18 protein-coding genes and 1 riboswitch are annotated in these 23,419 nt (G+C 48.2%); of the genes, 6 read left to right on the top strand and 12 right to left on the bottom strand.

Features of this window, described 5'->3' with window-relative positions; all coding sequences use genetic code 11:
* Positions 1-3: 3 nt before the first annotated feature.
* From radA to thiD, 10 genes are all read right to left on the bottom strand, one after another.
* Complete coding sequence (radA, locus tag AC1RJL_RS03465; protein WP_492911354.1) at positions 4-1,374, bottom strand: DNA repair protein RadA; 1,371 nt, start codon at positions 1,372-1,374, stop codon at positions 4-6.
* 81 nt (positions 1,375-1,455) lie between these two features.
* The gene (locus AC1RJL_RS03460) at positions 1,456-2,376 is read right to left on the bottom strand and encodes a PDC sensor domain-containing protein (RefSeq protein WP_492911353.1); all 921 of its coding nucleotides are present in this window, start codon (positions 2,374-2,376) and stop codon (positions 1,456-1,458) included.
* A 216-nt stretch (positions 2,377-2,592) separates the two neighbouring features.
* A complete protein-coding gene (locus AC1RJL_RS03455; protein ID WP_492911352.1) occupies positions 2,593-4,944 on the bottom strand; it encodes an Ig-like domain-containing protein in 2,352 nt (783 codons plus the stop codon).
* A 258-nt stretch (positions 4,945-5,202) separates the two neighbouring features.
* Entirely contained in the window at positions 5,203-7,092 is a 1,890-nt protein-coding gene (parE, locus tag AC1RJL_RS03450) for a DNA topoisomerase IV subunit B (RefSeq protein ID WP_492911351.1), read from the bottom strand.
* 24 nt (positions 7,093-7,116) lie between these two features.
* The gene (locus AC1RJL_RS03445) at positions 7,117-7,701 is read right to left on the bottom strand and encodes a YqiA/YcfP family alpha/beta fold hydrolase (RefSeq protein ID WP_492911350.1); all 585 of its coding nucleotides are present in this window, start codon (positions 7,699-7,701) and stop codon (positions 7,117-7,119) included.
* A gap of 6 nt (positions 7,702-7,707) precedes the next feature.
* Positions 7,708-8,511, bottom strand: a complete 804-nt coding sequence (cpdA, locus tag AC1RJL_RS03440; protein ID WP_492911765.1) for a 3',5'-cyclic-AMP phosphodiesterase — start codon at positions 8,509-8,511, stop codon at positions 7,708-7,710.
* Positions 8,512-8,779: 268 nt separating this feature from the next.
* Entirely contained in the window at positions 8,780-9,289 is a 510-nt protein-coding gene (locus AC1RJL_RS03435) for a DUF1249 domain-containing protein (protein WP_492911349.1), read from the bottom strand.
* Positions 9,290-9,419: 130 nt separating this feature from the next.
* The gene (locus AC1RJL_RS03430) at positions 9,420-10,052 is read right to left on the bottom strand and encodes an NUDIX domain-containing protein (RefSeq protein WP_492911348.1); all 633 of its coding nucleotides are present in this window, start codon (positions 10,050-10,052) and stop codon (positions 9,420-9,422) included.
* Between the two features lie 71 nt (positions 10,053-10,123).
* Positions 10,124-12,034, bottom strand: a complete 1,911-nt coding sequence (gene thiC, locus AC1RJL_RS03425) for a phosphomethylpyrimidine synthase ThiC (protein ID WP_492911347.1) — start codon at positions 12,032-12,034, stop codon at positions 10,124-10,126.
* A 116-nt stretch (positions 12,035-12,150) separates the two neighbouring features.
* Positions 12,151-13,002, bottom strand: a complete 852-nt coding sequence (gene thiD / locus AC1RJL_RS03420) for a bifunctional hydroxymethylpyrimidine kinase/phosphomethylpyrimidine kinase (protein ID WP_492911346.1) — start codon at positions 13,000-13,002, stop codon at positions 12,151-12,153.
* Positions 13,003-13,058: 56 nt separating this feature from the next.
* A riboswitch (TPP riboswitch) is annotated at positions 13,059-13,167 on the bottom strand.
* 528 nt (positions 13,168-13,695) lie between these two features.
* Between thiD and AC1RJL_RS03415 the strand changes: the two genes are divergently transcribed.
* Both AC1RJL_RS03415 and AC1RJL_RS03410 read left to right on the top strand, forming a co-directional pair.
* The gene (locus tag AC1RJL_RS03415) at positions 13,696-15,060 is read left to right on the top strand and encodes a TolC family outer membrane protein (RefSeq protein ID WP_492911345.1); all 1,365 of its coding nucleotides are present in this window, start codon (positions 13,696-13,698) and stop codon (positions 15,058-15,060) included.
* Positions 15,061-15,387: 327 nt separating this feature from the next.
* Positions 15,388-16,347: a pectate lyase gene (locus tag AC1RJL_RS03410; protein WP_492911344.1), complete on the top strand. Its 960-nt coding sequence runs from the start codon at positions 15,388-15,390 to the stop codon at positions 16,345-16,347.
* A gap of 100 nt (positions 16,348-16,447) precedes the next feature.
* Here the strand turns inward: AC1RJL_RS03410 and waaA are convergent, their stop codons facing one another.
* Together waaA and AC1RJL_RS03400 are read right to left on the bottom strand one after the other, a co-directional pair.
* Positions 16,448-17,725 carry a lipid IV(A) 3-deoxy-D-manno-octulosonic acid transferase gene (waaA, locus tag AC1RJL_RS03405; RefSeq protein WP_492911343.1) on the bottom strand — a complete coding sequence of 426 codons (1,278 nt, stop codon included), beginning with the start codon at positions 17,723-17,725 and terminating at the stop codon, positions 16,448-16,450.
* A gap of 64 nt (positions 17,726-17,789) precedes the next feature.
* Positions 17,790-18,518 carry a tetratricopeptide repeat protein gene (locus AC1RJL_RS03400; protein ID WP_492911342.1) on the bottom strand — a complete coding sequence of 243 codons (729 nt, stop codon included), beginning with the start codon at positions 18,516-18,518 and terminating at the stop codon, positions 17,790-17,792.
* A 241-nt stretch (positions 18,519-18,759) separates the two neighbouring features.
* On the opposite strand from AC1RJL_RS03400, the gene AC1RJL_RS03395 reads away from it, so the two are divergent.
* The 4 genes from AC1RJL_RS03395 (at position 18,760) to accC (ending at position 23,254) form a co-directional block, all read left to right on the top strand.
* Entirely contained in the window at positions 18,760-20,565 is a 1,806-nt protein-coding gene (locus AC1RJL_RS03395) for a protein-disulfide reductase DsbD family protein (protein WP_492911341.1), read from the top strand.
* A gap of 319 nt (positions 20,566-20,884) precedes the next feature.
* Positions 20,885-21,322, top strand: coding sequence for a type II 3-dehydroquinate dehydratase (gene aroQ / locus AC1RJL_RS03390; protein WP_492911340.1), 438 nt, complete (start codon positions 20,885-20,887; stop codon positions 21,320-21,322).
* 67 nt (positions 21,323-21,389) lie between these two features.
* The gene (accB, locus tag AC1RJL_RS03385) at positions 21,390-21,854 is read left to right on the top strand and encodes an acetyl-CoA carboxylase biotin carboxyl carrier protein (RefSeq protein ID WP_492911339.1); all 465 of its coding nucleotides are present in this window, start codon (positions 21,390-21,392) and stop codon (positions 21,852-21,854) included.
* A 59-nt stretch (positions 21,855-21,913) separates the two neighbouring features.
* On the top strand, positions 21,914-23,254 hold the full coding sequence (gene accC / locus AC1RJL_RS03380) for an acetyl-CoA carboxylase biotin carboxylase subunit (RefSeq protein WP_492911338.1): 1,341 nt from the start codon (positions 21,914-21,916) through the stop codon (positions 23,252-23,254).
* Positions 23,255-23,419: the final 165 nt, after the last annotated feature.

Below are 23,419 nucleotides of genomic sequence, written 5' to 3'. Positions count from 1 at the left end.
TAGCTAAAGTGCATTCAGCGCTTCTTGCAAATTTTTAACTGCAACAACTTCAATTCCTAAATTCTTTTCGCGCGGGGCATTGGCAAACGGGACTATTGCGCGTTTGAACCCATGCTTGGCTGCTTCACGCAAACGCTCGTGGCCGCTCGGCACCGGGCGAATCTCACCGGAGAGGCCCACCTCGCCAAACACAATTAAATCCTGCGGCAAAACGCGGTCGCGAAAACTGGAGACGACGGCAAGCAGCAGCGCCAGGTCTGCGCTTGTCTCCATCACTTTTACCCCGCCAACCACATTCACAAATACATCCTGGTCGCCCACCATAATACCGCCGTGGCGATGCAAAACGGCAAGCAACATCGCTAACCGATTTTGATCCATACCTACCGCGACCCGACGCGGATTGCCCAAATGACTGTCATCAACCAGCGCCTGGATTTCTATCAGGAGCGGACGCGTGCCCTCCCACATCACCATCACAACTGAACCGGATGATGCATCTTCCGCGCGCTGTAAAAAAATCGCCGAGGGATTATTTACTTCGCGCATACCTTGCTCGGTCATCGCAAATACGCCCAACTCGTTGACGGCACCAAAGCGATTTTTGTGGCCACGCAAAGTACGGAAGCGAGAGTCGTTGTCGCCCTCCAATAAAATGGAACAGTCGATCATATGCTCCAACACTTTGGGACCGGCGAGAGAACCGTCTTTAGTAACATGGCCGACAAGGATTAATACCGTGCCGGTTTGTTTGGCAAACCGGGTGAGATAGGCGGCGCTTTCCCGCACTTGCGATACAGAACCGGGCGCGGAAGAAATATCTTCCATATGCATGACTTGGATCGAGTCAATCACCATCACTTTCGGCGCGACTTTTTGCGCAATAGTACAAATACTTTCTACGCTGGTGTCGCTCAGCATTTGTAACTGATCGGTGGGTAACCCGAGACGCTGTGCGCGCATCGCAACTTGTTGCAATGACTCTTCGCCAGTGATGTAAAGCGCGGGCATAGTGCGAGCAAGATTGCACAGGGTTTGCAACAACAGCGTCGATTTACCTGCGCCAGGGTTACCGCCGATCAGGACGACTGAACCCGGCACAAAGCCACCGCCCAGCACGCGATCAAACTCACCTGCGCCGCTGCTAAAACGCGGCACATCATTGAGTGAGATCTCGGCAAGTGTTTGGATTTTATTGCCGGTGGCACCGCCTGCATAACCTTCAAATTTTGCGGTGCGATTAGTCGGTGTTGGCCCCAAGCGCACTTCACTCAAGCTGTTCCATACACCACATTCAGTGCATTGACCCTGCCATTTTTTATAATCTGCACCGCAGTCATTGCAGACAAATGCACTTTTGGTTTTGGTGGACATGAATTATTTTCTCGCATGAGTGAACTCCCCTCCCACTTGCGCGCCCCGCTTAAAATGGGGAGGCGCCGGTCAAGAATGGCGTTATTCTTTTTCGCTGGTCAATTTCAAATAAGCGCCCAAACCGACTAATAAAGCAACAGCAGCACAGAGCATCCACACCGCAGAATTCAAGTGCGTTGCATCACCCAGCAATGACTTAAACATTAACAATAAGGATTCAATCGATACCGCAATCACAATCGCCGACATAAAGCGACTAATGGTACGGCGAGTCGAGCCGGTGTGATGAATATCTTTGTGTAGCAACACTTCTTCTTCGAGAATCGTTTTACCCAAATCGAAAATTGCCAAGCCCAAGGTCACCAGAATAACAAGATGGAACGCCTGGGTTGCCGTGTTGGTGTGCTCATGCACCACATCAAATAAAGAGCTGCCAGCCGAGTACAACAACAGGCCGGACACCAATACCAACATAGAGCCAATAATGCCGTAGATAAGCTGGAAAAAAGGGTGAACCATGCGGCGTAAACTATCGCCATTCAGGAAAGTGATGAGTTTTTCCAGATTGAAATTAATCACCAGATAACGCGTGGCATCGTTGGGATCAACAAAACGCTGCACCGCAGAAATCGCGAGCTGGTGCGTAGCGCTGGAGAGATAAGGCTGGGTAACCGTGGCAGCAGCGGCATTGTCGCGCGCGCGCGCATAGTAAACGCGATGGCTACGGTCAGAACCAAAGCCCGGTTCGCGACGTTTAGGATCAGGCACGGTTGGTGATGCAGCAGACTCGGTAATTTGTATGCCTTGGTCATCCAGGCAATAAATCAATTCCACAAACGGATAGGACTCATGCAGGCGCCCTACAATTTCTTTCAGCTGTTCATTGGATGCACCAAATTTGTTGGGCGACAGCGAGGTTACTATCGACTCCAGCAAACGCTCGATCTGCGGCTGGTATTCATCGTACTTTTTTAACAGGTATAAGTAATTGCGTGGGGTCATGCTGGAAACTCAAGGCTGATTAAAAATAATCCATCACTACGACGATGAATAACTGGCGGCATAATCCCGAAAAACACCTTTGAACACAAGAATGCCGTGAAGATTTACCGGACCTACACTACCTAGCAGGTATTACGCCATTGTTTATGAGTGCTTGTGGTTCGACAAAAAAATAACCCCGGCATTGCCGGGGTTTAGTTCCTCACCTTAACACGATTAGTTAGCAGGCAACTCGATATTCCCCGGAGCCCCGCTACCAACGCCGACGTTACCGTTATTCAACACAAAGGTAACGACTTGTGCCTGCAATTCTGCGGTGACTTGCGGTGCACCGCCTTCAGGACGCAAAAGGGATGAATGCCCACCGGCAGTGTGTTTAACGTAGCCGCGCCCCAACTGGGTGCTACCTAAACCTAACTGTGTAGCGTTAAGCAGCGATGCCATCGCCGAGGTTCCGGCAAGCGGTGCACTGGCAGCACTATTAGGAATTACCGCATCGTTATTGATTTGCTGCACCAATACCGGAATCCCCAATAGAGCCAGAGGTTGCATAAAGTTAACCGGATCACCAGAGTCCATTGCGCTTTGCGCGGCGTACAGGAAACGTTCGTAGTTACTGGTGCCCACATTCACGCCGCTAGCCGCCAAGCCATTATTGATGACCGGCGCGAAAGTCGCGGAGTTCACCAGAATTTGCGCGACCTGGGTGCCTGCACCGCTGGTCACCAGGCCGCGAATCGGATTGAGGTTGGACGGCAGACCAATTTGGGCATCGTTGGCGATGGCGATTTGGTTAACGGTAGTGAAAACACTGCCCAAAATCCCGCCGAGGGATACTCCCACAACATAGACACGATTCAAGTCCAACCCGGTATTTACTGATTTGCGAATTTCAGTGTTAATACCACCGAGGCTGGCATTGAGATTGAGCAGATCCATCACTGCCTGACGGTTGTTATCGCGGGTATTAGTCAAATATCCCAGATTGATAAATTGAGCGCCCGAACCATCGGTAGTGCCGGGGGTTTCAAAATTCATTGGTGCCGGCGCGCCACCGGAACCAGCAACGTTGAAGTGACGCTCGTGCGGCGCGTTGGCCCCGTAAAGTGCAACAAACGGAATCGACTTACTCTTTTCCACATTCAGCGCATTGACAAATGCACTATTTGCCGGAACCCCGTGCACGGGAAGATCAATGGCCACTGTCGCAATACAGCGACTCGCCAGTGTATGCCCGAGGGCAACTATCGAGGTGCGGTCACTGGTAATACCGTGAACATAAATAACCGTTGGATAACCGGAGGCGGCGTAGATCTGACCACAGTTAGCTGCACCCGCATAACCCGGCACCCAGTTATCCTGGGGCAGTGTGACCTGCAGAGGAATTGATTCATCACCTGTTTTCGCCGCAAATGGATAGCGATAAGTGACGTTGTAACTGCCATCCACATCGGTTGGCACAGTGACACCCAAAGCACCCGCGAGGGTCAGATCAGGCTTCCAGGTGCGTTGTAAATATTCCCCAAACGCCAAACCCGTCGCAGCAGTTTGGTAATAAGGTACCTTGATATAACCGGTGTAAAGCTTGCCCACATTTGCAGCCAGCGCAGCGCTAAAGTTATTGAAATCAATGCCCGTGAACCCGGAAATTCCAAGATCGCGTTTTTTGGGAGTCGGCAATAACCCCAGCGAGTCAAGCATCACTGTATTGGCAACTGCAGCCTCAGGTGAGGTTCCCGCCGTAATCTGGGTGGAAGCAATAGCCGCACGCGGTGCGGCCATCGCAATGAGCGGTGTAATCGGGTCGCTGGTAGTGAAGGTATAGGTAAGCACCAGTTTCTCTTTAGCTGTCGCCGCACTTAACTGCCCTCCACTTACTGCGGCCAAAAAGCCGCTGGCAAGTGTTTCCCAACCGACAATCGCTGTGCGCACGGGCGCCAGACCGGCAAGAGTGTCATAACTTGTATCGCGCAGCGCGTTGTAAGTCCAGGACCGAGTCAGCGCGCTACCGCTGGAATCTTTAACATCGCTGGTAATCGCAACCAGATATTTGGTTTTGGATTTGAGCGGCTTGGTGGGGCGAATGCGGATGGTATTGTTGGTTCCACCATCCTGGGAAACCACCGTCGCGTCATAATTTGCCAAGCCAACCACTCCCACAATATTGGCCGGGTTTAATGCATCCTTACCGCCGGTATTCAACTCAATCAAAAACACACTTTTCGATGCCAGCACCGAAGCGGGATCAACACTGCCGCTGATCAAAATATCAAAAAAGGCCGAAGTGGAAAAACCGTCCAGTTGATTGATGGTGGCACGTACCGGATCAGTCGCAGCTCCCAGGCTGGCAGTACCATCGGAGGTTGCCGCAGCGGCAAATACCAAATCAGTATTAAACGGAATGTCGGAAATCACAGGATCAAAACGCGGGTTTGTACCGACCTTATAAACATCCGGCGCTGCAGGTGCTGGCGGCTTTTCTGTATCACTACCGCCCCCACAGCCATGCAGGGCTACCAATGAAGCTGCAATTGATAAAAACAGGATCCGGTTAGTTTTATTGTTCATGGTCACTTCCTGAGCAGACGTTATGGAATTATCTAGAAAGTGTAGCCAGATTTTTCTTTCGTGCTAAACAGAAAATGCAGGAATGAAATATTGTGCGGTGAAAAACACGATGGAGTTGTCATTTAGGCCGCAGATTGGTAACGAATATTCACACCAGCGGAAAGTCTTTGGTTTTTGGAATGATAAGGGGTATTTAAGCGCTTGTTCATCTCCGTGCCGTCCCTGGCACGATGTCTGAATTTTCTTCAACTACTGCAACTACACAGCAATCTCAGCCAGATTACCCTTTTCCTCCAGCCAATTTTTTCTATCGCCCGCGCGCTTTTTGGCGAGCATCATATCCATGATTTGCATAGTGCCATCTTCTTCACCGATAGTGAGCTGAACCAATCGGCGAGTGTCGCGTGCCATCGTAGTTTCACGCAACTGCAAAGGGTTCATTTCCCCCAAACCTTTAAAGCGCTGCACGTTAGGTTTACCTTTTTTGTTTTCGGCTGCGATACGATTGAGCACACCGTTCTTCTCACCTTCATCAAGCGCGTAATACACTTCCTTGCCGATATCAATACGGTACAGCGGTGGCATTGCCACATAGACATAACCATGGCGAACCAGCACTGGAAAATGCTTTACAAACAGTGCACACAACAAAGTGGCGATGTGCAATCCATCCGAGTCCGCATCGGCGAGAATACAAATTTTGTGATAACGCAATTCGCCGAGATCTTCACTGCCGGGGTCCATACCAATGGCGACGGAAATATCGTGCACTTCCTGACTCGCAAGAATCTCTCCGGAATCTACCTCCCAGGTATTCAGGATTTTCCCGCGCAGCGGCATGATGGCCTGGAATTCACGGTCGCGCGCTTGTTTAGCTGAACCGCCCGCCGAATCACCCTCTACTAAAAATAATTCACTGCGCGCCGGATCGCCGCTGGAACAATCAGCCAATTTGCCAGGCAACGCCGGCCCTTGGGTAACACGTTTACGTTCAATTTTTTTGCTCGCACGCACACGTTTTTGCGCGTTGCTGATACAAAATTCAGCGAGCTTGTCGCCATCTTCTGTGTGCTGGTTTAACCAAAGCGCGAAAGCATCTTTGGTAATTCCGGATACAAACGCAGCAGCTTCACGCGAAGTTAAACGCTCTTTGGTTTGGCCGGAGAATTGTGGATCGGCATGCTTGTACGATAAGACAAAACAACATGCCGTCCATAAATCTTCCGGGGCGAGTTTTATACCGCGCGGAATTAAATTGCGGAATTCGCAATAATCGCGTAACGCATCCAACAAGCCGGTACGCAAACCATTTACATGAGTTCCACCCTGAGCGGTGGGAATCAGGTTGACGTAACTTTCCTGAATTAATTCGCCACCTTCCGGCAACCATTGCAATGCCCAGGTTACGGCTTCCGTTTGGCCGCTAAAATCGCCCACAAAGGGATGCTCAGGCAAAGTAATAAATTCTTGCGTGGCACCGGCGAGATAATCTTTTAAACCATCTTCGTAATACCATTCATCTTTTTCGCCGGTCTGTTCATCCAAAAATGAAACCGACAATCCCGGGCACAAAACTGCTTTTGCACGCAGTACATGACGCATGCGGCTAACAGAGAATTTGTTGGAATCAAAATAACCAGGGTTCGGTAAAAAATGAACACTGGTGCCGGTTTGACGCTTGGGACAGGTATCGATAATTTCCAGATCGCTGGCTTTTTCGCCATTGGAAAAACCCATTTGGTATACGTTGCCGTCGCGCTTAACGGTGACAATTAATTTCTCGGACAGGGCGTTCACAACCGAAACACCTACACCATGCAAACCACCGGAGAATTGATAGTTTTTGTTGGAGAATTTACCGCCCGCGTGGAGTGTACACAAAATAACTTCGACACCGGGTTTGCCTTGCTCGGGATGGATATCCACCGGCATACCACGACCATCATCGATGACAGTGATTGATTGATCTTTATGCAAAATAACATTGATCGATTTGGCGTGACCTGCGAGAGCTTCGTCCACCGAGTTATCGATAATTTCCTGCGCAAGATGATTGGGGCGTGTAGTTTCGGTATACATACCGGGGCGTTTTTTAACCGGGTCTAATCCCGTGAGTACTTCAATATCTTCTGCGGAATAATTAGCCATATTATTTTCTATTTACCGAGTAGTTTAAAAAAAGGCCGAGTGTTTAAAAAAGAGAATGCAATCATCAAGAAAGCGCTCAAATCCCTGGAAGGAATGATCTCCGCCCTCTTCTATTGTCTGTTTGCACGATTGGTATTTTTGCACAGCTTGTCGGTAATCCAGGGTTTCATCACCTGTTTGCACCAACAACCAATAATTTTGCAGGCGCGTAACCGGCACATCGACCGCAACAGCCTCGTCGATGTGGTGTGCGCTTAAGCGGTAGCTATCATCCGTGTGATAACTTTTCAGGTCAACCTCTAAATAAGCAGGCATAAAATCCTGCGGGCGAACTGCCGGATTAATCAGCACTGCACGCAAGTCGTATTTTTCCGCCAGCCATGTCGCCCAGAATCCTCCCAGCGAACTTCCCATTACATACACAGGCTCAGGTAGTAAGCGCTCAACAAGCGACTCCAGCAATTGTTGGGTATCGGCGGGATAAGGCGTTAATTGCGGGCAGTGGAATTCAATGTCCGGATGATACGCAGCCAGCCATTGTGCTGTTTGCTGCGCTTTGAACGAGAGGGGAGAGCTGAGGAAACCGTGGATATACAGCAATGCAGCCATAGGCAATCAATAACCCGCTGATTTGTAATCGATCACGTACTGTTTATTGGTGACGCGGGCGATACCGGTGGCAAAGGTGCCATCGTCGTTCAATTCAAACCAGCGATAACCCGGCATTTGGGTATCCACGGTAAAGTCATCACATTGAGGTTTAAATTGCACACAAGTAGAAGGAGTTGCGACCATAGTGACGCCTTTGCGTTGCATCTCGAAATCCTGATGTACATGGCCCCAGACAATCAATTTCACTTGCGGGTATTCATCTACCAACTGGAATAGCGCATCTGAATTGCGCACTACATATTGGTCGATCCATACGCTCCCCACGGGAACAAGCTGATGGTGCAGAGAAACGATAGTGTGTTTATCAGGATGAGCCTTAAGGACATGCTCAAGAAAGTCCAACTCACTGGCCGCAAGTTGGCCGTAAACCTGGCCCGGGACACTGGAGTCCAGCAACACTAATAACCATTCACCCAATTCCACTAACCGTCCTTGAATACCAAGGGACTCTTGCACCGATTCCATAATATCGGCAGAGTCATGGTTGCCGGCAAGCCAGCTGATAGGTTGGGAAAAATGACTGCGAATCGTTCGAGCGAAACGTTGATAGCAGTCTATGTGACCGGCACTGGCAACATCACCGGTACAAACTAAATGATCAAAACGCGGCTCTGCCTGTTGGATAAGCAGTAGCACATCCTCAAGGCTCTGGTCGGTATTTAACCCCAAAAGGGTTTCGCTTTGTTGCGGTCCCAAATGGCAATCGGTTATCTGAATCAGACGCACTGGCTGCTCTCGTCCTTCGATAGTCGGTTTCTGTTGATTAACAGACTGAATTCCACTCTCATTGACGCGTGGACTTAAGTGTCAAAATGGATAAGTTTCAATCGCAACGATATACGCTAATCATTCTTTACGCCACCCTGAAACTGTGGAAAAAAATGGATTTAGGCCCAAGAAGTGTAAAAAGTGTGAGGAAGTTAAGAATTGTTCCCGATGAATTTTAATCATCGACACAGGAAGCGAGCAATTATTGACACGCCATAAAGGTAGTTAAAAAACCGGAAAACAAGTCTTACTCAAAGCAAAAACTTTCGTCCAGGCTATGGCCATGCTCCAGACAAACCGTCAGCCACTCACCTAGAAAACGATTGAGCTGGTATTTTTCGTCATTCTGATACATGGACTGATTGGGATATTCATAACGCGGACGCAGGCGTTTGTGCCCTTCCCATGCCAATACCTCGGCCAGCTTTGCATCGTGATACATACGCAATGTCAATTTAGGCATCGCCAACCAATTAGAATTTTCACCAACAGCCGTACGGCCCAATTCCAATGTGGTGGTATAGGGTGAGCGCTCAGTGATGCGCAGTACATGCAGCCAGTTTTGTTGGCCGCGCGACACCATAAAACGAAACTCGTCTTGCACTATCAATTTATCGGCATGCTGCTTGACCAGCAATTTGCTTAAACGTGCATAATTGGTTTCACATTCAGCCATCTGCAATGGTAAGTCCACCTTGTAACGCTCTTTGTAAGTAACGTATTCAGGTTGGGCTTTGGCAGCGCGCAATGTGAACATAGAGGCCTTTAAAAATAGTGAAAAGAAATTAACATACGATGTTAGAACAGCGGGCACAACCAATGTCGATTAAAACGCCCTTGAAGGAAGTGTTAGCCAGACTCGATGTTAAGTCAATGGTTACAAAAAATTATTCATTGGCGGTCGGTTGCGAACACAACCGCAACCGCGAACGGTTCAATTGCAACCACTGTAAACAAATAAGTGCGGTGGCGTTATTAAAAGCACCGTTTAATAACTCAGCGAACACATCGTCCGCTGCCAAAACATGGACGCGAATATCTTCCCCCTCTTCCGGTAATCCGTAAATACCGCCAGCCTCACTCAGATCGCAGAGGCCACAGAATAAATGTAATTTTTCATCGCAACCGCCCGGACTGGACAGATAATTACAAATATATTCCATCGCATAGGGTGTAACATTTGCCTCTTCAATCAATTCACGGCGTGCCACTTCTTCTGGCGATTCACCCTCCTCCAACATACCGGCTACGACTTCATAGCACCAAGGGCCGTTAGGTTCATTGAGTGCACCTATGCGGAATTGTTCGACCATGCCGATCAAATCATTTGCCGGATCATAAAGCACAACGGCAACCGCTTCGCCACGCACAAATAATTCGCGGCTGATTTCCTTACCCCAGCCACCGTCAAATAATTTGTGGCGAAGAAATACTTTTTCCACGCGGAAAAAACGTTTGTACATTTCTTCGCGCCGGATGATCTCTACATCCGTGCGGCTAAATTCCGGTTTTTTAATCATAGCTTTTTATTGTGCAGGTTTATCGTTGATCGATGCGCCCATGAACTTTATTCAAGGGCGCGATTGCTACTCTATACTTTATGGTACAACTCGGAGCCCTGCTCCAAAAACTCTTTGGATTTCTGTTTCATTTCAGCTTCAACATCAATCATTTTAATGACTTGATGATCGCCAATTACTGAAATATCAGTACCATTTTTAGCCGCGTAGTCACGTACTTCCTGCGTGATTTTCATGGAGCAGAATTTTGGCCCACACATAGAACAAAAATGCGCTACCTTTGCTGAATCTTTCGGCAAGGTTTCGTCATGGTAAGAACGAGCGGTGTCAGGATCAAGACCAAGGTTAAACTGATCTTCCCAACGGAATTCAAAGCGCGCTTTTGACAAAGCGTTATCGCGCAATTGTGCACCCGGATGGCCCTTAGCTAAATCCGCAGCGTGCGCAGCAATTTTGTAAGTGATAATACCTGTTTTTACATCGTCTTTATTGGGCAAGCCCAAATGCTCTTTTGGTGTTACATAACAGAGCATAGCGCAACCATACCAACCAATCATAGCAGCCCCGATTCCCGAGGTGATATGGTCGTAGCCAGGTGCGATATCAGTGGTCAATGGGCCGAGCGTATAGAAAGGCGCTTCATCGCAAACTTCCAATTGTTTTTCCATATTTTCCTTGATCATGTGCATAGGCACGTGCCCCGGACCTTCAATCATACATTGAACATCATGTTGCCAGGCAATTTTGGTCAGTTCACCCAGAGTTTCCAATTCGCCAAATTGCGCTTCGTCGTTCGCGTCGGCAATCGAGCCGGGACGCAAACCATCGCCCAATGAAAAGCTGACATCATAAGCTTTCATAATTTCGCAAATTTCATCGAAATGGGTATAGAGGAAATTTTCTTTGTGATGCGCCAAACACCACTTGGCCATAATCGATCCACCGCGCGACACAATACCGGTCACACGTTTAGCGGTAAGCGGTACATAACGCAGCAATACACCGGCATGGATGGTGAAGTAATCGACACCCTGCTCGGCTTGTTCGATCAACGTATCGCGGAAAATTTCCCACGTAAGATTTTCAGCAACACCATCTACTTTTTCCAGCGCTTGATAAATAGGTACAGTACCAATGGGTACATGTGAGTTACGAATAATCCATTCGCGGGTTTCATGGATATTTTTACCGGTGGACAAATCCATCACAGTATCGGCGCCCCAACGCGCGCCCCATGTCAGTTTTTCTACTTCCTCTTCGATTGAAGAACCTAAAGCAGAGTTGCCAATATTGCCGTTAATTTTTACCAGGAAATTACGGCCGATAATCATTGGCTCAACTTCGGGGTGATTAATGTTTGCAGGGATAATCGCACGACCGCGAGCCACTTCACTGCGCACAAATTCCGGGGTAATTTCATCAGGAATACTCGCACCAAAGCTCATGCCCTGATGTTGTTCTTTAAGAATACCCAATTCACGTGCCTGAGCCAGCGCCATATTTTCACGGATGGCGATGTATTCCATTTCGGGAGTGATAATACCGTGCTTGGCATAATGCATTTGCGACACATTCATGCCTGCTTTAGCGCGACGTGGTTTGCGCGTGAGATTAAAACGCAGCGCCGCCAACTTGGGATCATTCAAACGCTCATTGGTAAATTCCGAGTGACTCTCCTCCAGGATCTCACTGTCATTGCGCTCTTCAATCCAGACACTGCGAACATCGCCTAAACCGGTACGCAGATCGATAATAACATTGGGGTCAGTGTACGGACCGGAAGTGTCGTATACGCGCACCGGTGGATTTTTTTCGCCACCAAAATCGGTAGGTGTATCTGCCAGGATGATTTCACGCATAGGCACACGGATATCCGCACGCGAGCCCTGCACATATATTTTCTGTGATCCGGTGAACGGCTGCACCGACGCCTTATCGACCTCGGCAGTTTGACTCAGGATTTTTTCGACGCTGCTATTCATGGTATCCCCTCTCTGTTAAAACGGTTGGGAGGTTTGAGTTATCAAACCTGATTTAAATTTTTACATTAATGGTGAGCAGTCGTTCTAGCGCAATTAGTGTCACTCATGCAAACAACTTAATAAAACGAATAAAAGTGATGAACAGGCCCTGCGCCCTGCCCTATCTTTAATTTTTCGGAATGCACAAGTGCATTGTGCAAATAATCTTTCGCCTGCCTGACTGATTCACTGAGCGATAATTTTTTCGCTAGCCCTGCAGCAATTGCCGATGCCAATGTGCATCCGGTTCCGTGGGTATTATTGGTCGATAAACGCGGAGCAGAAAATGCCTCGACACCATCGATAGTAATTAATAAATCTGTTGCATTTTCACCGTCAGTGTGGCCGCCTTTTATCAACACGGCTTTTGCACCTATTCGCAACAATTGCTCGCCTTGAGTTTGCATTTGCTCAAGGTTGATCGCTACAGACGCATTGAGTAGCACTGCCGCTTCATGCAAGTTGGGCGTGATCAGCGTTGCCAGCGGTATTAATTTTTCGATCAGCGTCTGAATCGCATTTTCCGCCAACAAGCGGTCGCCACTCGTGGCCACCATCACCGGATCAAGCACAAATGGAATTTGTGGATAGGCACTAAGGGACTCAGCAACTGCAGCAATGATATCGGCAGTTGCCAACATGCCGGTTTTGATTGCACCGACATTGATATCACTCAGCACCGATTGGATTTGCTGCTGTACGAACTCAGGAGGAATCGGCAGTACACCTTGCACGCCTAATGTGTTTTGCGCGGTGAGTGACGAAAGCGCACTGCAACCAAATACACCCAATGCGGAAAACGCTTTCAAGTCCGCCTGGATACCCGCACCACCACCACTATCGCTGCCAGCAATAGTCAGGGCAATAGGTGTCCCGGTCGGTAAAAGACCTGTTGATGGGGAGACAGATAATGGAGCTGATGGACTCATTGAAATTCCGCAAAAAGAAAGGCGCGGAACTGGAGAGGAATGCCATAGGCACATCACATAATGAAGCTCTCGTTCCCTACGCCGGTACTAACCGGATCAGGTCGACGGGTATGTCTCAGCCTCATCACTTGTAACCCAAGTGGAAAAGCACCCCGACAAGAAAAATGGCAGTCTATTGGAGTTAATGGGGAGAGTAAAGGAACAGATTTCCCCCAAGCGCGGGTTGGGATTATTGGTTGATGGATTCAAACCAATTGAACCCTGATGGGATATCACCTCCAATCGTCTAAAAAACAACCGCAAGGATAAGTAAAACAGTTAGTGAAACTGACATTTTTGCGATCATTGAATCTATATGATGCACTGCTGCGTCTAACGACTTGAACCTGCCTCGGAAGCGTCATACCTGCGCCTTACTGGTGGCCCTATGGCTAAACCCATCAGGATCGCCAAACCGTATAGTTAGGTAAACAGCGGGCGAAGCTTACATTTGTAACTTCACTCTGAAAGCGGCGCGTTTTACCCTTTTTAACCGGTGAACTCCCGCGCACTTCTCGACCCAAAGGCAGCAAGCGGCTACACTCCACGCCATTCGTACAAACGCTTATGGCCGATTCGGCTAACACACACCAGATGCATGGTTATTACTGGTGTAGAACTGGAATTCTCAACTCTGGACTTTTGGAAACCTCTATGAAAAAGACCAAGCTTTACCTGCTCGTCAGCCTGTTTTCTCTTGCACCTTTGACTGCCAGCGCCAATAGCCTGCTGGATGTGTATGAGCTGGCACTGAAAAACGATGCCCAATTAAAAGCCGATCAAGCCAAATATGAAGCTGGATTACAGAACAAAACTATTGGTCGGTCAGGATTGCTTCCGCAAATCAATGCGGGTGCCGAGGTTTCCAAAACCGATGGTGAATATACAAATAATCTGACCAATACCACGATCAAAAACGATTATGACTCCAAGGGGTGGGATATTTCCCTTACCCAACCACTGTTTAATATGTCCTCCTGGTATATCTACAAACAAGGGGCAAAACTGAGCGAACAAGCTGAAGCTCAATATGGCGCTGACCAGCAAAGCTTGATTGTGCGCGTAGCAGAAGCTTATTTTAACGTGTTGCGTTCGGTTGAAACTCTGGAGGCAAACATTGCTGAAGAAAAAGCGCTTGAGAAACAGCTCGAGCAAACCAAACAGCGTTTTGAAGTAGGTTTGACAGCAATCACTGAAGTGCATGAAGCCCAAGCTGCATTTGATAGCGCTCGTGCATTTGCATTGGAAGCACGCGGCAACCTCAGCATCAATTACGAAGCTTTGGAAGTACTGACCGGTAAACCAGAAGATCAGGTAGCGCCACTGTCACCGCAATTTCCAGTGATCAACCCTTCGCCAGCCAACCGCGCTGATTGGGTCGAGTTTTCACTGAAAAACAACTACAGCTTAAAAGCGTCAAAACTTCAGGCTGACGCTGCGTTGCAAACCGCAAGAGCAAATAAATCAGGACATCTCCCCACCATTGGAGCAACTTTGGCTTATTCAGATACCGAAAATGACGGCATTGAAACAGGCGATCCAATGGACACTGCAAGAGATGGCAGCACCATCAAGATCCGCATGGAAGTGCCGATTTTCAGTGGTGGCGCAACAACTGGCCGCAGTCGCCAGGCTTATGCGCAATACACCCAGGCGCAAGAGTTGTATAACAGCACCCAGCGCAGCGTTATCCAAAGTACTCGCGCACTGCACCTTTCGGTAGAAACCGATGTGGCGAGCGTACAAGCGCGCAAGCAGGCGATTGTATCCAGCCAATCTGCGCTGGAAGCAACCCAATCCGGCTATGAAGTAGGTACCCGTAACCTGGTGGAAGTGTTGCTGTCACAGCGCAACCTTTACCAAGCGCGCCGCGATTATTCAGATGCACTGTTCAACTATGTTATCGACACGATCAAACTGCGCGAAGTAGCCGGTATGTTGACGCCAGCCGATGTACAGGAAATCGATAAGTGGTTACTGGATGATGCGTTGGTTAACCGCAGCAAATACGAAAACTGATTAGTTAAAATCACGTTTTTCAATAAAAATGCCGGGCTTTTTTAGTCCGGCATTTTTTATGGATAAAAAATCCAAACAATAAGTGACGTATCAATCAATACATCTTTCGCAACCTCATCACAAAAACATTTATTTGTCACATAAATGGATTCTGTTGTTTAATAAACAACCGTATAGTTCCCTCGCTTTTCGCCGTATCAAGAGCACATATAACAATAAATAGTCTGCGCTTATTTCTCTGGAAAGCTGTAACTCCCCTGAATTTAGCAGGCGTCATTATTCGGTCAATCCGTTCATTTATCCCCAATAACTGACGAGATTGAAATCATGTTAAAAAAAACCTTCATTACTACTGCGTTACTCGGTTGCGCTGCCAGCGCATTTTCTGCATCCAACCGTCCTGATGGTTATGTCACCATTTGTAAATCAGGACAAACATGTTCGGTCAGCGGCTCAACCAATGTTGCTTTCGGTGCTGCAGATAAATTTGTTTATAAAATTTTAAGTGACAGTTTTTCCTGTTCAGTTGCCACTTTTGGCTCAGACCCAAACCCATCGAAATCAGTAAAAGAATGTTCAATTCCCTCCTCCGGTTCTGGTGGTACCACTTCATCATCACCATCCACCTCATCGTCCGGCAGTAACAGCAGCAGTGGCGGTAGTTCAGGCAACATCACCGGTGCAACTTGTGGCTCAGGTGGATCTACAGTGAATGTAAGCTCTACCATTATCGTTTCCAGCGGTACTTACGATGGCGGTTGCAAAGTATTTAATGCAACAAGTGCGCTGGGTGATGGCAGCCAAAGTGAAGGGCAAAAACCGGTGTTCCGTGTAGAAAATGGTGCAACCTTGAAAAACGTCGTATTCGGCAATAATGCGGCCGATGGTATTCACTTTTATAACGGCGGCTCCATCGATAATATTCGTTGGACCAATGTGGGTGAAGATGCGATGACGATCAAATCTTCCGGTACGGTAAATGTGAAAAATATTTCCGGTTTCGCTGGCTCCGATAAATTTATCCAGGTAAATGCGGCATCTACTTTAAATGTGTCCAACTGTGTGGTTGATAACATGGGTAAATTCTTGCGTCAGAACGGTGGCACTACCTTCAAGATTGCAGTAAATGTAGATCGCTGCCAGATCTCCAATATGGGTGAAGGTATATTCCGCACTGACAGTTCCACCAGCACTGCAAAAATCACCAATAGCCGGTTAAAAAATGCAGGCAGTATCTGTATCGGTAAATGGGCAAGCTGTACCAGCTCAGGCATCACCAACTATTAATTGTTAGCGATAAAAAAACGCCGGATTTTCATTAACTGAAAATCCGGCGTCCTTTTATTTTCTATACAATTAGATGTAAACAATAAAAAAATAAGACCATTTATCTCAGATAATCAGTAATCACTGCCAAGGTTTTATCCAAGGCGCCACGATTATCCAGGGCGACTTGCAAAGCAGCCGAACCAACTGCGGCCCTGCGCGATTCATCACTAAGCAAACGAATAAACTCCTTTGCAAGTGACTGCGCCGAATTTACTGTTGTTAAAGCGCCCGCATCGTTAAGTAAGCGCGCAACTTCTGCAAAATTAAATAAGTGTTCTCCGCTTATCAATGGCAATCCCCAAGCCGCCGGCTCGATAAAATTATGCCCGCCATTAGGCACAAGGCTGCCACCGACAAATGCGATATCGCTGGCGCCAAACATCAACATCAACTCTCCCATGGTATCACCGAGCAAAATATCGTTTTGATTACTCCAACTGCGATCACTGCGTCGCGCAACAGAAAAGCCTCTATTAACACATAACTGTCCCACTCGATCAAACCGTTCAGGATGGCGCGGCACCAGAATCAGAACCGCAGATTTTGCTGAAGAGTTTTCACTTGCGCGCACTTGCGTAAATGCGTCGAGAATAATTTCGTCTTCCCCTTGATGAGTACTGGCTGCAATTAACACCAATCGCCGACCGTCATTTGATAATTGCCCTTTCAGCAGCACCGCCTGATTACGCAGATCATCACTTAAACTCAAATCGAATTTAATATTACCCGTCACCCTCACGTTTGACTCAGGTAAACCCAGTGCGATAAAACGACCAGCATCAGTTGAGTTTTGAATTGCAGCACAAGACAAGTTTTGCAACATCGGTTTAGTCAATGCGCCAAAACGTGCATAACCCCGCGCGGACTTTTCCGACAATCGCCCATTAATTAATATCGCCGGAATATTATTGCGCGCGCATACCGCCAATGTATTCGGCCATAGTTCCGTTTCCATTACCAAATAAAGAGAAGGTTTGATTCGCCTTATGAATCGGGCAAGAGCATCGGGTAAATCATAGGGTGCATAAACATGAAAAACTGAATCACCCAAAGTGGCACGCACCCGCTCAGAACCAGTTGGGGTTGTAGTGGTAATTACCAGCTGCAAACCCTGGTCCGCCAGTAACCGACGAATCATCGGCAATGCCGCCAGGAATTCACCAACAGATACTGTATGCAGCCAAGCCACCTTTTTAGCGGTAACCAGTGTTGGAAAAAAACCGAAACGTTCCGCCCAACGCTTCGCATAGGCCGGCGTTGCCACAGAGCGCCAAAGCAACCGCAGCAAAATAAAAGGCAATAAACAGTAGAAAAACAGGCTGTAGATAACGCGCATAAAATTTTAATAATTAAAATGGCTGTCAACGGCTCACTCAATAAAGTGGAGCCGGATGATTAAATCATTGTGCCTCAGCTATCAGCTGTACACGTGGTGGACCACCTAATTTAATATCACCGCGTACGCGATACCCCGGTACTGCATCGCGCATTTTTTGATAGATCCAACGGCCTTCCACATCGCTGCGGGCGATAATAATGGCGAGACTATTGGTTGATTTTAGCTTTTGCGCGATTTCGGAAATTCGGGCAAGAATTTTGGGATCATCTTTACCTAACAAACTTGCGTCCAACAAAAACTCGTTGGAGCCGCCGCGATATGGCTCAACCGGGGGCGCTGATTTAATTTGCGCAGCAAGGCCTTCAGACACTTCTTTAATTAATAAATTATCAGGATCAACAATCCGTGCGTTGTTGAGCATGGTCGTCGCTTGCGAATAATTACCGCGCGCAGCTGCCTGGCGGGCGAGATCAACGTAGCGCATGACAATTCCCTGAAGGCCGCCTTTGGCTCGACTGCTGTCGGGATTAAGTTTCAGCGCTGCACGAAAATAATCATACGCATTGTCATTGGCGGGAGTCAGCAGCTGATTTTGCGCCAGGGTGTATTCGCCATTGAGGATCAGCAATTTCACCGCTTGCGAATCCTGTACGACCGGTTTGGGCTGCACTACCGGTGCAGGCGCTGGAGCGGGCTGTTTTTTCTGATTGGCAAAAAAAGGCGCCTGGCATGCGCTCAGTGCGCAGACAACACCTATTACTACACCACTGCGAATGACTAAATTAACCATAAAACTTTTTCTCTTGAATGGGATAACGGAAGAACAACTTCCTTCACATTGATGAGTTGACCGACTACCGCGAAAGAAAAAATACACATCAGGTAGAATGATGTTCATTGCCGGTTGTCTACAAAGCGACGTATGTTACTGTAAGTCGCCTCGTCGGGCACCCCTTGTGGGATGTTCCTCGTCGAGCTTCCGCTTAAACCATGCATGAATTTTTTATCCAGACCGGGAAACACCAACTACCATGCGCAGCCTGTCTTCATTATCGCTCAGTGTGAAATTGCTTTTATTATCGCTTTTGCTGGTCCCCATCTGCTTTGCTGATGACTTGCTAACACAAAAAGCCGATCCATTTGCCAAGAGCAATAGCACACTAAATTCCAATTTACTTTCGGGACAGGACGAGTTTTTACCGGTAGCAGAAGCATTCAAACCCGGCTACACCATTGACCAGGGCAAACTGGTACTGCATTGGCAAATTGCCGATGGCTACTATTTATATGAAGAGCGATTCAAATTCCACGCCGATGAGGGAGTCCGGATCACCCCCAGCTACACGCCGGGGAAGATGAAATATGACGAACTATTCGAACGCGAAACCATGGTGCATTACCATGAGGTAGCGGCGAGCTTCGACTTAGCGGGCATTGCCAAACCATTCAATGTAAAATTGGAATACCAAGGTTGTGCCGATGCAGGCCTTTGCTATCCACCACAAAAACTGACCCTGGCTGTTGATCCTGCCAGTGCATCCGTGGTCGAGCAAACATCCGCTGCAACACTGGCGCAATCGCCAGCCTCTACACCTATTCCTGCACCTCAAAATGCACCCGCTACACCTGACTCAGGTTGGTTATTGCAAGCCATTTTATTTGCCGTGCTAGGCGGGATGATCCTCAATTTAATGCCCTGCGTGTTCCCGGTGCTTTCTATTAAAGTGATGAGCCTGGCGGCGGCGGATCGCGCGCGGCTTGCTACCCATGGCTGGGTTTACACCCTTGGGATTGTGGTGTGTTTTGTGGGTTTTGCAGCGGCGCTATTACTCGCACGTAAAGGTGGCGAAGCTATCGGCTGGGGCTTTCAATTGCAATCACCCGGGTTGATCGCCGCGCTCGCCTATTTGTTTTTTGTAATGGGTCTGAGCATGTCTGGCCTGATTCATTTCGGTACGCGGTTGATGGGTGCAGGCCAAAGCCTGACGGAAAAATCCGGCTTGAGCGGCTCGTTTTTTACCGGCGTGTTGGCTGCCGTCGTTGCCAGCCCCTGCACTGCTCCCTTTATGGGCGCTGCACTAGGATTTGCGTTAACGCAGCCAGCCATCGCCTGCTTCGCCGTTTTCGCGGCATTGGGCTTTGGCATGGCGCTCCCACTATTATTGCTCTGCTATTTGCCAGCGCTGGCAACCCGCCTGCCCAGACCAGGCGTATGGATGGATAATCTCAAACAATTCCTCGCCTTCCCCCTTTACCTTAGTGCCATTTGGCTCCTATGGGTATTTGGTCGCCAAACCGGTGTTAGTGGCATGGCAATGTTGTGCGTCGGTGCGGTCGCCATCGCTTTCGGTTGTTGGCTATTGGGGCGTGAAGCCCGTGGATTTTGGCAACTAGTGCGCCGAGCCAGCATTGCTGCGAGCTGGGTACTGGCAATCGTATTAGTGTGGCAAGGAGCAGAACATCGCGAGCGGCAGGTAATATCGGATCGCTGGCAAACCTATAGTCCTGACCTGGTAAATGCATTACGCACCGAAGGCCGGCCAGTGTTTATTAATTTGACTGCCGATTGGTGCCTGACTTGCCTTGCTAACGAGAAAATCGCGCTGCACACCGAGGCAGTCGAGCAGACGTTTGACGAACTTAACGTAGCGACAATTAAAGGTGATTGGACAAATACTGATCCGAACATCACTGAACTCCTGCAGGAATATGGTCGTAGCGGTGTACCTTTATACCTCTGGTTTCCCGCCAACAGCGTTGATAAAGCTATTGTTTTACCGCAATTATTAACGCAAGATCTGCTTATTAAAACATTGAAAAGTGAAAATAAGCCTTAAATTGCTTATTATTGGCGACAATAGGCTCATTTATTACCAATATCATATAACTTCTTGCATCTTGTCGTTAAAATGAAGGCAAGATGCGGGGATAATCGAACAAAATAGCTATTTGCAGCACTATTTTTACTACTTCTTCGACCAACTTCTGCAATCATGCAGGCATTTTCTGCTATCTAAACAAAATTTCGCTGCTAACGTGGACATATCCTGTTTTTTGCGGCAAACTCCCTCCACTTTGAAATCCCGGCAAGCTGAACTTGGCCTTTCGCTGCAAGTTTCGGCACAAAACCAGAAAATCACCGCAGGATCACTGTTAATGGCAACCATTTTGGTACTTCACGGCCCCAACCTGAATTTATTAGGGCTGCGCGAACCAGGCATCTACGGTGCAATTACGCTCGCTGATATCAATCGCACCTTGACCCAAACTGCCACTGCCGCCGGCCATCATTTACAAACCCTGCAAAGCAATGCTGAATATGAATTGATTGATCGTATTCACGATGCGCGCAAAGAAGGGGTCGATTTCATCATTATCAACCCTGCTGCTTTTACCCATACCAGTGTCGCCTTGCGCGATGCATTATTGGGTGTTGATATTCCGTTTATTGAGGTGCATTTATCCAATGTGCACAAGCGCGAAGCTTTTCGTCACCACTCCTATTTTTCTGATGTCGCCCAAGGCGTCATCTGCGGCTTCGGCGCTGCCAGTTACGAACTGGCATTGCAGGCCGCATTCAACCTGATCAAGTAGTTAATTGATTTTTAATATTTGGTATTAACACCAAAACCAACCATCACCTTGTTGCAGAGAGGACACCATGGATATTCGCAAAATTAAAAAACTGATCGAGCTGTTGGAAGAGTCCAACATCGGCGAACTGGAAATCAAAGAAGGCGAAGAATCTGTTCGTATCGCACGTAACAGTGGCACCACCCAATATTTCAGCGCTCCGGCACCAGCTTATGCAGCACCAGCGGCAGCTCCCGCTGCTGCACCGGTAGCGGCCGCACCGGTAGCTTCTACACCTGCCGCCGCACCCGCCACTTCAGGCCATGTGGTTAAATCACCTATGGTCGGCACTTTCTACCGCTCACCAAGCCCGGGCTCACCTTCCTTTATCGAAATAGGCAAACACGTTAAGGCAGGCGACGTTATCTGTATCATCGAAGCGATGAAAATGATGAACCAGATCGAAGCCGATAAGTCTGGCGTTATCGAAGCCATTTTGGTTGAAGATGGTAACCCAGTTGAATTTGATCAGCCTTTAGTGACTATTGCTTAATCATCCATTGCGGTTGCCGTGCGCGGCAGCCCAATCGCTAAACGCTGAGGAACTGGTTTATGTTCGATAAAATTCTGATCGCCAACCGTGGCGAAATTGCACTGCGTGTTTTGCGCGCCTGTAAAGAAATGGGCATCAAAACTGTTGCTGTCCATTCGCAGATCGACCGTGATTTGAAACACGTACGCCTGGCCGATGAATCTGTTTGTATTGGTCCCAATCCATCGCCAAAAAGCTATTTGAATGTGCCGGCAATTATTGCTGCCATGGAAATCACTGATGCCCAAGCCGTTCACCCGGGTTATGGTTTCCTTGCCGAAAACGCTGACTTTGCCGAACGCGTGCAAAAAAGCGGCTTTACCTTTATCGGTCCGGACCCGGATGTAATCCGCATGATGGGTGACAAAGTAGAGGCAATTAAGGCGATGAAAAAAGCCGGCGTTCCTACCGTGCCCGGTTCAGATGGTCCACTGCCTGATGACGAGGAAGAGTGCCATAAAATCGCCAAGCGCATCGGCTACCCGATTATTATCAAAGCTGCTGCCGGCGGTGGCGGTCGCGGTATGCGCGTAGTACACACCGAAGCCGCACTGATCAACTCTATCCACATCACCCAGGGCGAAGCCAAAGCTGCTTTCGGTGATGGCACCGTGTACATGGAAAAATTCCTGCAGAATCCACGTCATGTGGAAGTTCAGATTCTTTCCGATGGGCAAGGCCATGCAATCCATTTAGGCGACCGCGACTGCTCATTGCAACGCCGTCACCAGAAAGTATTGGAAGAAGCACCGGCACCGGGAATTCCGCAAGAAGTACGCGAAGAAACCTACGCAGCCTGCGTTAAAGCGTGTATCGACATCAAATACAAAGGTGCAGGTACATTTGAATTTTTGTACGAAGACGGTCGCTTCTATTTCATCGAGATGAACACCCGTATTCAAGTGGAACATCCGGTATCCGAAATGGTGACCGGCATCGATTTGATTAAAGAACAGATTCGTGTTTGTTCTGGCTTGCCACTGTCGTACAAACAATCTGACGTAGTTATTCGCGGTCACTCATTTGAATGCCGTATCAACGCCGAAGATCCAAAAACCTTTATGCCCTGCCCCGGCTTGGTCAAAGGTTTCCACGCACCCGGTGGTTTGGGTGTGCGTGTAGACTCGCATTTGTATAATGGCTACACAGTTCCGCCGAATTACGATTCAATGATCGCCAAGATTATCACTTTTGGTGATACGCGCGAAATCGCCTTGAACCGTATGCGCAACGCGCTGGATGAAACCATTGTTGATGGCATTCGCACTAATATCCCACTACAACAAATGCTGGTGCGCGATACCGGGTTCCGCAAAGGTGGTGTGAACATCCATTATCTGGAAAAGAAACTGGCGGAATAAATTCAACACCATGCTTTGATGTAATTGTAGGGGCGCGATTTATCGCGCCCTTTTACATTGCACGATTTATGATTTGCATCCATCATTCCAACCTCCAAAATATTGGATGCGATAATTCAGGGCGCAATAAATTGCATCCCTACGATTAAATCTCTATCAAGAAAT

Source organism: Cellvibrio sp. GW822-FHT04B05, from assembly GCF_058800985.1.
Note: the sequence above shows the minus strand (reverse complement) of the source record. Positions and strands in the feature narration are given on the sequence as shown.